Here is a 12,650-nt window from a genome sequence, read left to right as displayed (position 1 = left end):
GGCGGATCGTCATGTTCCGGAGCCCGTCATCCACTCTGAGGCCGGTTCGGGTTTTGGGGCGTTTTGAGGAGTTTGCGGACATCGCCGCGTGCTGTACGGCACCCTCGGAGGACCGGGTTCGAGCGGCTGGAAGGGGGACGTGGTGGTCGACGGGCGGACGCGCCTCCTCCGGTTGATCCGTGAGGTCCGCCAAGACCTCACCCACCGCCCCCGCGCCCCGTACGGCCGTCTCGCGCGCACGCGAAGGCCGGCCGTCCCCGTCGTCGCGATCGTCGCCGTCTCCCTGCTGGCCGCCGGGACGGTGGTCGTCGCCCGGCTGCCGGCAGGATCCTCCGAGACGGCCGCCCCGCGCGCGTCCGCCGCCGGGCTGCCCCCGGGGGACCCCCTCACAGGTCACCTTCAGGGCAGGGTGGCCGCGGTCGAGCCGACAGCCGTCCCAACGGCCCAGGCGGCCTCACCGGCGCCGGTGGCCCCGCTGACCTCGATCCACAGGCCTCACCTGTTCGTCGTGGCGGACGGGCCGCTGAGCTCGGCCGTGGTGGCCCGGGTCGCCCAGGTGGCCGGGGTGCGGGCGGTGGAGCGCGCCGACGCCGCCGAGGTGGTCCTGGACGGCAAGCGGGTGCAGACGCTGGGGGTCGACCCCTCGACGTTCCGCGCCTTCACCCCCCGGCCCACCGCGCGTTCGGACCGGCTCTGGCGCGACGTCGCCGCCGGCGAGATCGCCGTCTCCTTCGTGCTCGGCAACGACGGCGGCATGTCGCTGGGCAAGACCGTCACCACGGGGAGTCTGTCCCTGCGGGTGGGCGCCTACGCGACGATGGGCATGGGCGCCATCGACGCCGTCGTCTCGCGCCCGACCGCGCGCGCCCTGGGCATCCCCCAGGACAACGCCCTCGTCGTGAGCGCGCCGCGCGCCGACTCGGCCAGGCTCCGCCGAACGCTGCTGCGCGTCCTTCCCCGGGGCAGCCAGGTCGTGACCGTCAACCCGGTGCCGGCCGCGCCCCGGCGCACGGCCTGGCCGGCGGGCGCCTTCATGACCGTGCCCCAGATCAGGGCCGCCCTCACCGCGGCGGTCGGCAAGCTCGGCCGCCCCTACGTGTGGGGCGCCGAGGGCCCCGATTTCTTCGACTGCTCGGGTCTGGTCCAGTGGGCCTACGCCCAGGCGGGCGTACAGGTGCCCCGGGTGACGCACCAGCAGTTCGTCTCCGGCCCGCAGATCCCGCTCTCCCAGGCGCAGCCGGGTGATCTGCTGTTCTGGCGGCACGACCCCACCAACCCCGGCTACGTCTCGCATGTGGCGATCTACTGGGGTGACGGCAAGATGCTGCACGCCCCCAGGACGGGGGACGTGGTGAAGATCGTCCCGATCGGCACCCGCAACTTCGCCGGTGCGGTGCGGGTCAGCCCGCAGGTCGCCGCCCGGGTCCGCTGATCGCCGCCGGGTCCTCCGGCCGCGCGGTCGGCACGGCCATCGGCCATCGGCGGGGGGCGTGGTCGTCCACCGCCGCCCTGGTGAAGCGCCCGCGGGGTGTCGGCGCCGGTCCGGTCCTCGGGGAGTACGGCGAGCACCCCGTCCATGGCCGGGACCATCAAGACGGGGTGATGGCCTTACGAAATGACGGCATGTAATCTCGATTACATGGAAAGCGATGAAACGGTGGAGAAGCTGCGAGGCTGGTTCTCCGGACGGCTGCCCGAGGGGTGGTTCGAAGGCCGGCCGGAGATCGTGCTGGATCGGGAGGAGATCACGGTCGTCGGTCCGCTCGGGGGGCCCGCGCTCGCCGAGGACGTCTCGGAGCTGGAGCGGGCCGCCGCCGTCGAGGGCGGCGTGCAGCGGTTCAGGGAGGAGACCCGGGAGCGGCGTGTCGAGATCGCGCGGGAGGCTGAGCACCGTTTCCGCAGAAAGGTCTCCTGGGGGGTAGTCGTCGGTGGTAGGACGGTGATGTTCACCACACTGTCGGTGCCGGTCATGACCCGGCTCCGACAGTCGGAGCGGCGGGTCCTGGACACCCTGGTGGCGGCCGGGGTGGCCCGCAGCCGCAGTGACGCGCTCGCCTGGTGCGTGCGCCTGGTGGGCGCGCACACCGACACCTGGCTGGCCGATTTGCGGGACGCGCTTCAGCGTGTCGATCGGGTGCGGGCCTCGGGGCCGGACGTCAGTTCATGAGCCGGGCCGGGGGAAACGACCGAAAATTGGTCTGAACCTGTCCGGAGATTGGTTTAGACCTCTGTTATTGGTCTGTACCACTGCCGGAGCGGCTTCTTTTAGCCTCACCTCTTTTGGGTACGTCCCCCCGGAACGCTGTGGCCGCTGCCGGCTCAGGCGCCCTTTGACCGGGGCGGGGCCACGACACGGCCAGGCAGGCCGCGTCAGTGCACTGGTCTACGCCAATTGGATCCAGGGCGGTTTTGTCGTAAATGATGTCCTGGCCCTGAGAAGTGTAAGGAGCCGTAGCAGTGTCCGTTATCGAGGACGTAACCGCCCCCAGCCCCACCACCCACAAGGAGCTGGCCGCATGGGTCAAGGAGATCGCCGAGCTGACCCAGCCCGACCGGATCGAATGGTGTGACGGCTCGGAGATCGAGTGGACGCGCCTGACGAACCTGCTGGTCGAGCAGGGAACGTTCAAGCGTCTTGCCAAGCGGCAGAACAGCTTCTACGCAGCCTCGGACCCGACCGACGTCGCCCGGGTCGAGGATCGGACCTACATCTGTTCCGAGCGCGAGGAGGACGCCGGCCCGACCAACAACTGGATCGCTCCCGCCGAGATGCGCGAGACCTTCGGTGAGCTCTTCAAGGGCTGCATGCGCGGACGCACGATGTACGTCGTGCCGTTCTGCATGGGGCCGCTGGGTGGCGACATCTCCCAGCTCGGTGTGGAGATCACCGACTCGCCCTACGTGGTCGTGTCGATGCGCGTCATGACGCGGATGGGTGAGCGCGCCCTCCGGCTCATCGAGGAGCGCGGCGGCTATGTGAAGGCCGTCCACTCGGTCGGTGCCCCGCTGGAGCCCGGCCAGGCCGACGTGCCGTGGCCGTGCAGCTCCACCAAGTACATCAGCCACTTCCCCGAGAGCCGGGAGATCTGGTCCTACGGGTCCGGCTACGGCGGCAACGCGCTGCTCGGCAAGAAGTGCTACGCGCTGCGCATCGCCAGCACGATGGCCCGGGACGAGGGCTGGCTGGCCGAGCACATGCTCATCCTCAAACTCACCCCGCCGTCCGGGGAGACCCGCTACGTCGCGGCGGCCTTCCCCAGCGCGTGCGGCAAGACCAACCTGGCCATGCTCCAGCCCACCATCCCGGGCTGGAAGGTCGAGACGGTCGGTGACGACATCGCCTGGATGCGCTTCGGCGACGACGGCCGCCTGTACGCGATCAACCCCGAGGCCGGCTTCTTCGGCGTGGCGCCCGGCACCGGCGTGTCCACCAACGCCAACGCCGTCAAGTCCCTCTGGGGCAACAGCGTCTTCACCAACGTCGCCCTCACCGACGACGGCGACGTGTGGTGGGAGGGGCTCACCGACGAGCCCCCGGCGCACCTGACCGATTGGAAGGGCCGCGACTGGACCCCGGACAGCGACGAGCCCGCCGCGCACCCCAACGCCCGCTTCACGGTGCCCGCCGGGCAGTGCCCGACGATCGCCCCCGAGTGGCAGGACCCCAAGGGGGTGCCGATCTCGGCGATCCTGTTCGGCGGTCGCCGCGCCACCGCCGTCCCCCTGGTGACGGAGTCGCTGAGCTGGGACCACGGAGTCTTCGTCGGGGCCAACATCGCCTCGGAGAAGACCGCGGCGGCCGAGGGCAAGGTCGGCGAGCTGCGCCGCGACCCGTTCGCGATGCTGCCGTTCTGCGGTTACAACATGGGCGACTACTTCGCCCACTGGGTCGGCATCGGCAAGCGGGAGAACGTCCGGCTGCCGCGCATCTACTACGTGAACTGGTTCCGCAAGAACGAGGCCGGAAAGTTCATCTGGCCCGGCTTCGGGGAGAACAGCCGCGTCCTGAAGTGGGTCGTCGAGCGCCTCAACGGCGAGGCGCAGGCGGTTCGCACGCCGATCGGCCTGCTCCCCGCCGAGCTGGACACCGAGGGCCTCGACATCTCCGCCGAGGACCTGCGGACCCTGCTCACCGTGGACGAGAAGATCTGGCGGCAGGAGGCGTCGATGATCCCGGCCTTCTTCGAGACCTTCGGCGACCACTTCCCCCAGGAGCTCTGGGACGAGTACAAGGCTCTGGTCGAGCGCCTGGGCTGAGGGCCCCGGCCCCCGGACGCGCCCCGCGAGGAGTGAATCCCTCGCGGGCGGCCGTCCGGGGCGGACCTGGCAACTTCCACGCCGCCCCGGGCGTCTAACGGTCACGGGGCGGTACGCCCCGCCTTTCCCCCGGAGGCGGACATGGAACTCCTACTGTTCATCATCGCCGTCGTCTTCGCCGTGACCGTCGGCGCCGCGGTCGTCGCACTCGGCACCGAGTACCGCAGGGTCCACTCGGCGGCCGCCGGCGGTCAAGCCGGTGACCAGGGCGGCGGGCTCGGCACCTATGAGTTCGCCTACCTGTCCGGCGGACCGCGCCGGGTGATCAACACCGCGCTCGCCCTGCTGGTCAGGGCCGGATCCGTCCGACTGGCGCGGGGTGGCCGGACCAGCCTGGTGAGCGGGGCCCCGCGGCCCTCCGAGCCGATCGAGCAGGCGGTCCTGGACACGCTCGGTTCCCGGGGCGGCTCCTGCCAGGTGGAGGCGGTCCGCCGTACGGTGGCCGACGGCCGGGCCATGAGCGGCCTGCGCCACCGCCTGCTGGGAATGGGCCTGCTGGTCCCCGACGGCGCGTTCACCGAGGCCCGGAGGCTGCACAAGCGGCTGCTGGTCGTCACGTTCCTCACCATCGTCTTCGAACTCGGCGCCGTCCTCACCGGAGTCTCCTGGGGAACGCTGCTGGTCGCGGGGGTCGCGTCGGTCGGCGGCCTGATCACCTACCTCGGCTGGAAGCGGGCCCTGCGGGGAGCGGTGACCAGGGCCGGAAACGAGGTGTTGACGTCCGTCAGGGCCATCCACCTGCGCGGCGTCCGCCCCCCGGAGGCCGGCCTGATCCTCGGGGTCGGCATCCCGGTCGCCCTGTACGGCCTGAGCGAGCTGGGGGATCCGGTCCTGGAGGAGGAGCTGAACCGCCAGGCCCAGAGCCAGGGGGCCGGCGGCGGCTCCGGCTGTGCCGGGGGCGCCTGCGGCGGCTCCACCGGTTCGTCCGACGGTGTGTTCTACGGCGGCGACTTCGGTGGGGACTCCGGCGGCGGCTGGGGCGGGGGCGACTCGGGAGGGGACTCCGGCGGGGACTCGGGCTGCGGGTCGGGCTGCGGGGGCGGTTGCGGTGGTGGCTGCGGTGGTGGCTGAGCCGACCCGCCCCGGGACCGGAAGCGGGGCCGGGGCCGGTCTCGGCGCCGGGGGCCGGTCACCGGGGGTCGGCATCGGCTGGCGGCCGGAGATCGACCTGACCGTGGAACGCCTGCCCGGCGTGGACTTCGTCGAGGTGATCGCGGAGAACATACGCCCCGACCGGCTGCCCGAGTCGCTGCGGGTGCTCCGCGCCCGAGGGGTGCCGGTGATCCCGCACGGCGTCGGCCTGGGGGTGGGCGGCGCCGAGCCGCCGGACGCGGCCCGGCTGGCGCATCTGGCGGCCTGTGCCCGAGCCCTGGACGCGCCGCTGGTCAGCGAGCACCTCGCCTTCGTGCGCGCGGGCGGCCTGGACTCCGGTCACCTGCTCCCTGTCCCGCGCACCAGGGCGGCGCTCGCGGTCGTCACGGAGAACGTGCGGCGGGCCCAGGGGGCGCTCGACGTCCCGCTCGCCCTGGAGAACGTGGCGGCCCTGTTCGGCTGGCCGGAGGACGAGATGACCGAGGCGCGGTTCCTCGGTGAGCTGGTCGAGGCCACCGGGGTCCGGCTGCTGATCGACGTCGCCAACCTCTACACCAACCAGGTCAACCTGGGGTTGTCGGCCGCCGCCGCGCTGGACGCCCTGCCGCTCTCACGGCTCGCCTACGTGCACGTGGCGGGGGGCCACCTCCGCCGCGGCCTCTGGCACGACACCCACACCGCCCGCGTCCCCGACGCGGTGCTGAACATCCTGTCCGCGCTCCGCGCCCGGGTCGATCCGCCCGGTGTGCTGCTCGAATGGGACGGCGACTATCCCGGAGACACCGTGCTGGCGGCGGAACTCGGCCGGATCAGGGACGCGCTGTCCCATGTCTGACCGCGCCGGGGGCTCCGGCCGCGCCTGGGATGCCGTCGCGGCCGGCGGTGCGGGGGGTCTCGATGCCACGGGTCCCGGAGCCAAGGCCGGCGGTGCGGAGGGCTCCGGTGTCGCGAGTCCCGGTGTGGAGGGTTTCGACGCGAAGGGTTTTGACGCGGAGGGTCCGGGTGTCGAGGGTGCCCGCGGTGTTCCGGGCGGCGCCGCCGGCTCCGTGGACGACGCGCGGGCCGCGCTGGCCAGGGCGCAGGCGGAGCTGCTGACCGCCCTGGTGGCCGGGGGTGAGGCCCCTCCGGGGTTCGACGTGGAACGGTTGCGCGTCCAGACAGCCGGCCTGATCGCCAAACGGAGGGGGGCGGTGGCCAGGCTCAGGCCCGACCTGGTCACGCTGCTCGGCGGGGATTTCGCGGCGGAGTTCGACGCCTACGCGCGGGGCCGTCCCCGTCCGCCGGGCGGCTCCCACGCCGATGCCCGTGACTTCGCCGAAGAGCTCAGGGCGACGGGACGGGCGCCGGACGGCCTCGGACCCGGCCACAGCCCCGGACCCGGTTCCGGATGTGGTCCCGGTCCCGAACTCGTGCCGGAGCCGCGCGTCCGGCCTGGCCGGTGGTTTCGCCGGTGGTTCCGGTTCCGGGGTGGGGCCGCTCCCCGGGGTTAAGCACGTTTTGACGGGCTGTGCCGGGGATACCCTCTCTGAAGTGGGAGGATTGCGTTGTCTTGATGGGTCGTATCTGACCGTCACGCCGGTGGCGTGCCGGGACAGCGTCGGCTCGCCGTACGAGATCACGCTTGAACTTCACCGGGACGGCGCGCTGTACGGGACCGTGGGGGAGCGGTGCGGCTGGTTGCTGGCCCGGCTGGCCAGGGGGGTCGCCGAGGCCCGCGCCGGTGAGCAGGAGCAGTGGCCCGACCCCGACGACCGCTTTCCCGAGGACGAGGAGCTGTTCGCCTTCCGCTACCGGACGAGGAGGGGGATCGTCAGCGGGGGCGAGTTGCGGTGTCAGCTCCGCACCATCCCGCTCTGGATTCCCGGGCTGCGGGGGCCCGCGGGGGAGTGGCGGCTGGCCAGGCGGGCGTTCCTGGAGGCGTGGGGCGGGGGAGGCGTGGGCATGCGCGCGGTGCTCACCTCGGCTGAGCTGGGAACATTCGTGGACATGCTCGTCATGGAGGCCGAAGAGTGCCTGGGGGCCCAGAAGTCCGGCAACTTACCCAGAACCCCGATAGAGGGGGCGGAGAGGTCCCCGGGGCGACGATAATTGCCTGTCAGCGCCCTTCGGACGTGGGGCGCTGAGGGGAGGGCTCCAATGGGCGTGCGTGACCTCGTCTACCGGCTGTACGAACGGCGGCTGGAGACGAAGCTGTCCCGCCGGCGCGAGATGGTTCCCCGGCATGTCGGCGTCATCGTGGACGGAAACCGGCGCTGGGCGCGTTCCATGGGCCTCGACGACGTCAGCCGGGGGCACCGCAAGGGCGCCGACAAGATCTCCGAGCTTCTCGGCTGGTGCCGGGAGGCCGGCGTCGAGGTTGTCACCGTGTGGTTACTGTCCAGTGACAACATCAACAGGCCCAAGGACGAGCTGGACCTCCTGATGAAGATCATCGAGGATGTGGTCCAGGAGCTCGTGGCCGACGGATGGCATATCAAACCCATGGGAGCTCTTGATCTCCTGCCCGATCACACGGCCCGTGTCCTGAAAGACGCAAAAGAAGCAACATCACACCGTCCGGGTTTGATTGTGAACGTTGCCGTTGGGTATGGAGGAAGGCGTGAGATCGCTGATGCGGTGCGCTCCCTTCTCCAGGAGCACGCCAGCAAGGGCGCGAGCATCGAAGACCTGGTCGAGGTCCTCGATGTGGAGCACATCGCGGAGCATCTCTACACGCGCGGTCAGCCCGATCCGGATCTGGTCATCCGGACCTCGGGAGAGCAGCGGCTCTCCGGCTTCCTGCTCTGGCAGAGCGCCCACTCCGAGTTCTACTTCTGCGAGGCCTACTGGCCTGACTTCCGCAGGGTCGACTTCTTGCGGGCCCTCCGCTCGTACGCCGCGCGGCACCGACGGTACGGCAACTGAAACGCTCCAGAAACGCCCGCTTCCGGCCAGGCTTGTCCTGTTGGAAGACGGGTATTCAGGACGTACCGTAACAAGTAGGCGGGTGCAGCCCGCCTACTCCGGAGAGGGCCCACCTTTGCGTCACGACCTGCCAAGGAGGGCCGGTTCCCGGTGCCTCCTCGGTGAGTCGCGAGTGTGGGCCCGGGTCCGGTCCGCATCCCAGCTCATGGCAGGGCGCCTCCTAAGGCGCCCGGGGGAGAACGCGTGGCAAACCCTTCGTCCTCACCCACGTCGCCGGCCGGCGGCCGGCGTACGTACGTCCTGGACACCTCGGTACTGCTGGCGGATCCAGCGGCGATGAGCCGCTTCGCCGAGCACGAGGTCGTCCTCCCAATCGTCGTCATCACCGAGTTGGAGGGCAAACGCCATCATCCAGAGCTCGGATACTTCGCGCGCAAGGCGCTGAGGTCCCTCGACGACCTGCGGGTGACACACGGACGGCTGGACGAGCCCATGCCGATCGGCGAGGGCACCATCCGGATCGAGCTCAACCACAGCGACCCGTCGATCCTGCCCGTCGGCTTCCGGCTCGGGGACAACGACACCCGCATCCTGACCGTGGCACGCACCCTCGCCGCGGAGGGACACGACGTGGTGCTGGTGTCCAAGGACCTGCCGATGCGGGTCAAGGCCGCCTCGATCGGCCTCGCCGCCGAGGAGTACCTCGCCGAGCTGGCCCCCGTGGAGTCGGGCTGGACGGGCATGGCCGAACTCCAGGTGACCACGGAGGACGTCGAGGCGCTCTTCGAGCACGGCACCGCCGACCTGGCCGAGGCCCGCGACCTGCCCACCCACACCGGGCTGAGACTGCTGTCCAGCCGGGGGTCGGCGCTGGGCCGGGTGCTGCCCGACAAGTCGGTGCGGCTGGTCCGCGGCGACCGGGAGATCTTCGGCCTGCACGGCCGCTCGGCCGAGCAGCGCATCGCGCTCGACCTCCTGATGGACCCCGACGTGGGCATCGTCTCGATGGGCGGACGGGCGGGCACCGGCAAGTCCGCGCTGGCCCTGTGCGCGGGCCTTGAGGCGGTCCTGGAGCGCCGCCAGCACCGCAAGGTCATCGTCTTCCGCCCGCTGTACGCCGTGGGCGGCCAGGACCTGGGCTACCTGCCCGGTTCCGAGAACGAGAAGATGAGCCCGTGGGCGCAGGCCGTCTACGACACCCTGGGCGCGGTCACCACGCCCGAGGTGATCGAGGAGGTCATGGACCGGGGGATGCTTGAGGTGCTCCCGCTCACCCACATCCGCGGACGTTCCCTGCACGACGCCTTCGTGATCGTGGACGAGGCGCAGTCGCTGGAGCGCGGGGTGCTGCTCACGGTGCTGAGCCGGATCGGCGCCAACTCCCGGGTCGTGCTCACCCACGACATCGCGCAGCGCGACAACCTGCGGGTGGGCAGGCACGACGGCGTGGTCGCCGTGGTGGAGAAGCTCAAGGGCCATCCGCTGTTCGCGCACGTCACGCTGACCCGCTCGGAGCGCTCGCCGATCGCCGCGCTCGTCACCGAGATGCTGGAGGACATCACGCTCTAGTCGTCACGGGGGGAGCCGCACTCCTTCGGCCGCGAGGTTGCGGAACTCGAAGCAGGTGTGCTCCCCCCACGTTTTCGGCGGTCCGGGGAACAGCCGGGTGACCTCGATGCTCCAGATGCTCTCCTGCTTGTTCTGCCGGATGGTGCAGGTGATCTGGGCGAGGCCCTCCCTGGAGATCTCGCCCTCACCCGAGATGATCACGCTCAGCCGGTAGCCCAGATTGCCCGCGGGGTCGTTGCGCTGGGCCTCGTCGTAATATCTGGTGGTCTCGGTGTCGTGGTGGCTGAAGTCGTTGAGCGCGCTGGTCAGGCCCGGCTTCGGCGGCTGCTTGCCGGCCCGGAACAGGGTGTCGACGATGTTCTTGGCCGAGTCGGAGCCGACCGGGATCCTGGCCGGCTCCAGCCGGCCGTCGCGGAGCAGATAGACCGTGACCCACGTGGGGCTGTAGCTGATCACCGGGGGGCCGCCCAGGTCCCGCACCCCGGTCTGCTCGATCCCGCATCCGCCGATCGCCGGTACGGCCGTCAGCACGGCCGTCAGCAGGCACGCCAGCCGTCTCATGCCGGGGGAAGCCAGACCGTGAAGAGTGTGCCCGGCTGCTGAGGGCGCACCGAGATCGTGCCGCCGTGCAGGTGCGCGTTGGCCCGGGCGATGGACAGGCCGAGGCCGCTGCCGTCGCCCCGCGCCCCGGCCTTGTAGAAACGGTTGAACACGTGGGGCAGGTCGGACGGCGGGATGCCCTTCCCGTGGTCGCGCACCTTCACCTCCAGCCCGTTCGGGGTGCTGCGGGCGGTCACCACGACGGGTGGCTCGCCGTGACGGAGGGCGTTGCCCACCAGGTTCGCCAGGATCACGTCGAACCGCCGGGGGTCCAAGAGGAAGGCGAGTCCCTGCGGCACGTTCACCCTCACCTGCTCCAGCCAGCCTCGCACCTCCAGGCAGTCGCAGACCGCGTCGGCGACGTTCACGGTGTCCAGATGGAGCGTGGCCGTGCCCGAGTCGAACCGGCTCGCCTCGATGAGCTGCTCCACCAGGGTACGCAGCCGCTTGATCTCCTTGAGCACCAGCCGTACGGCGGCGGCCGGTTCGCTGGGCAGCCGCTCGGCCTCCTCGTAGAGCATGTCGGTCACCGCGGTCATCGCGGTCAGCGGGGTCCTCAGCTCGTGGGAGACGTCCGCCACGAACCGCCGGGACATCGCCTCCAGCGAGCGCAGCTCGGACACGCTCCGCTCCAGGGCCGCGGCCGTGTCGTTGAACGTCGCGGTGAGCTCGGCCAGCTCGTCCTGGCCCCGCACCGGCAGGCGGGTGTCCAGGTGGCCGGCGCCGAGCGCGCGGGCCGCCGAGCCGAGCTGCCGGACCGGCAGCAGCACACGCCGGGCCGACACCAGGGCCACGGCGAGCGCGACGAACAGCATGATGACCCCCGCCGTGGCCAGCGGCTGCCGCAGGTCGGTCAGGAGCTGCTCCTCCTCGGAGAGGGGGACGAACACGAAGACGTTCATCCCGGTGGGCTGGGCCGTGTGGATGGGCTCGATCCGCCACACCGGGGTGGCGATGATCAGCCACATCCGCCCGTTGAGCCGCTGGCGCTTGACCACCATCCTCATGGAGGATCCGGCGGCGAGGTCGACGGGGACGTCGCCCATGCTGAAGTCGCCGTCGGGGTAGAGGTAGTCCTCGTAGCGGACCACCACCCCGCCGTTCGGCGTGCGCAGGCTCTTCTGCAGCACGTTGATCTCGGCGTCGGTCGGCGGGCTGTTTCCCGGCCAGACCGCGCCGATGGGCACCCGGATCCCCTCCAGGGTGTCGCGCACGTCGTGGACCGCCACCTGCTCGGTGCGCTCGATCAGACGGCTCTTGACGAGTTCGTAGCCGATCACCGCGACCAGTGAGGAGGCCGCGACGGCGATCAGGGTGAAGGTGATGACCAGACGCGCGCGCAGCCCGGTGTGGATCCGCCTCACGGCGGGCTGAACCGGTAGCCGAATCCGCGGACCGTGTGGATGAACTCGGGCTCGGCGGGCACTGACTCGATCTTGGCGCGGACCCGCTGGACGCAGGCGTCGACCAGCCGGGAGTCGGCGACGTGGGTGTGGTCCCACACGGCCCGCAACAGGTATCTGCGGTTGAGCACCTGGTCGGGGTGGCGGATCAGTTCGAGCAGGAGGCGCAGTTCCGTGGGGGTCAGGTGGACCTCCCTGCCGGCCAGTGAGACCTTCAGCGCCCCCCGGTCGACGACCAGGTCGCCGAAGGTGATGCGGTCGGAGACGGCCGACTCGGCCCGGCGCAGGACCGCGCGGATCCGGGCGTCCAGCACCCGGGGCTCGACCGGTTTGATCACGTAGTCGTCGGCCCCCGCCTCCAGGCCCACGACCACGTCGAGGTCGTCTCCCCTGGCGGTGAGCAGGATCACCGGGAGCTGGTCCAGCTTCCGGATGCGCCGGCACACCTCGACCCCGTCGATGCCGGGCAGCATGACGTCCAGGATGGCGATCTCGGGGCGGCGCGTCCGGATGTGGTCGAGCGCCTCCTCGCCGGTGCCGTAGGAGGTCACGGAGTGGCCTTGGCGGCTCAGTGCCAGCTCAAGCCCGATCCGGACCGAGGGGTCGTCTTCAACAAGCAGGATGCCGGCCACCCGGTCATTATTCTTGCAATGTCCGATAGCCCCCGCCACGTCACGAAACTGTGACCTGGGGCAGGCGAGATCCGGACGATGCCCTGCCAGGCTGAGACGGACACCTCCCACGGCACAGGGGCACGTGGGACGA

At 70.9% G+C, this 12,650-nt stretch carries 12 protein-coding genes; 9 read left to right on the top strand and 3 right to left on the bottom strand.

The window, feature by feature from the left end:
- The first annotated feature begins 88 nt into the window (after positions 1-88).
- The 9 genes from ABZ194_RS12210 (at position 89) to ABZ194_RS12170 (ending at position 9,882) form a co-directional block, all read left to right on the top strand.
- Positions 89-1,432, top strand: coding sequence for an NlpC/P60 family protein (locus ABZ194_RS12210; RefSeq protein ID WP_355595230.1), 1,344 nt, complete (start codon positions 89-91; stop codon positions 1,430-1,432).
- 207 nt (positions 1,433-1,639) lie between these two features.
- Positions 1,640-2,167: a hypothetical protein gene (locus ABZ194_RS12205; protein WP_355595228.1), complete on the top strand. Its 528-nt coding sequence runs from the start codon at positions 1,640-1,642 to the stop codon at positions 2,165-2,167.
- Positions 2,168-2,457: 290 nt separating this feature from the next.
- Positions 2,458-4,257, top strand: a complete 1,800-nt coding sequence (locus ABZ194_RS12200) for a phosphoenolpyruvate carboxykinase (GTP) (RefSeq protein ID WP_355595226.1) — start codon at positions 2,458-2,460, stop codon at positions 4,255-4,257.
- A gap of 141 nt (positions 4,258-4,398) precedes the next feature.
- A complete protein-coding gene (locus ABZ194_RS12195; protein WP_355595224.1) occupies positions 4,399-5,388 on the top strand; it encodes a TIGR04222 domain-containing membrane protein in 990 nt (329 codons plus the stop codon).
- Positions 5,381-6,244, top strand: coding sequence for a DUF692 domain-containing protein (locus ABZ194_RS12190; protein WP_355595222.1), 864 nt, complete (start codon positions 5,381-5,383; stop codon positions 6,242-6,244). The genes ABZ194_RS12195 and ABZ194_RS12190 overlap by 8 nt, the downstream gene beginning before the upstream one ends.
- Entirely contained in the window at positions 6,237-6,899 is a 663-nt protein-coding gene (locus ABZ194_RS12185) for a hypothetical protein (protein WP_355595220.1), read from the top strand. The genes ABZ194_RS12190 and ABZ194_RS12185 overlap by 8 nt, the downstream gene beginning before the upstream one ends.
- 40 nt (positions 6,900-6,939) lie before the next feature.
- A complete protein-coding gene (locus tag ABZ194_RS12180) occupies positions 6,940-7,497 on the top strand; it encodes a hypothetical protein (RefSeq protein ID WP_355595218.1) in 558 nt (185 codons plus the stop codon).
- 48 nt (positions 7,498-7,545) lie between these two features.
- Positions 7,546-8,313, top strand: coding sequence for an isoprenyl transferase (locus tag ABZ194_RS12175; RefSeq protein ID WP_355595216.1), 768 nt, complete (start codon positions 7,546-7,548; stop codon positions 8,311-8,313).
- Between the two features lie 243 nt (positions 8,314-8,556).
- Positions 8,557-9,882, top strand: a complete 1,326-nt coding sequence (locus tag ABZ194_RS12170; protein WP_355595214.1) for a PhoH family protein — start codon at positions 8,557-8,559, stop codon at positions 9,880-9,882.
- Positions 9,883-9,885: 3 nt separating this feature from the next.
- Here ABZ194_RS12170 and ABZ194_RS12165 read toward each other — a convergent pair whose 3' ends face one another.
- From ABZ194_RS12165 to ABZ194_RS12155, 3 genes are read right to left on the bottom strand one after another with little or no spacing between them, the layout of a single operon-like run.
- Positions 9,886-10,443: a hypothetical protein gene (locus tag ABZ194_RS12165; protein WP_355595212.1), complete on the bottom strand. Its 558-nt coding sequence runs from the start codon at positions 10,441-10,443 to the stop codon at positions 9,886-9,888.
- Complete coding sequence (locus ABZ194_RS12160; RefSeq protein WP_355595210.1) at positions 10,440-11,846, bottom strand: HAMP domain-containing sensor histidine kinase; 1,407 nt, start codon at positions 11,844-11,846, stop codon at positions 10,440-10,442. Before ABZ194_RS12160 ends, ABZ194_RS12165 begins: the two co-directional genes overlap by 4 nt.
- On the bottom strand, positions 11,843-12,517 hold the full coding sequence (locus ABZ194_RS12155) for a response regulator transcription factor (protein ID WP_355595208.1): 675 nt from the start codon (positions 12,515-12,517) through the stop codon (positions 11,843-11,845). Before ABZ194_RS12155 ends, ABZ194_RS12160 begins: the two co-directional genes overlap by 4 nt.
- Positions 12,518-12,650 lie beyond the last annotated feature (133 nt).

The organism is Streptosporangium sp. NPDC006007 (assembly GCF_040614315.1).
Classification (GTDB): domain Bacteria; phylum Actinomycetota; class Actinomycetes; order Streptosporangiales; family Streptosporangiaceae; genus Streptosporangium.
This window is presented reverse-complemented; position numbering and strand designations above follow the sequence as displayed.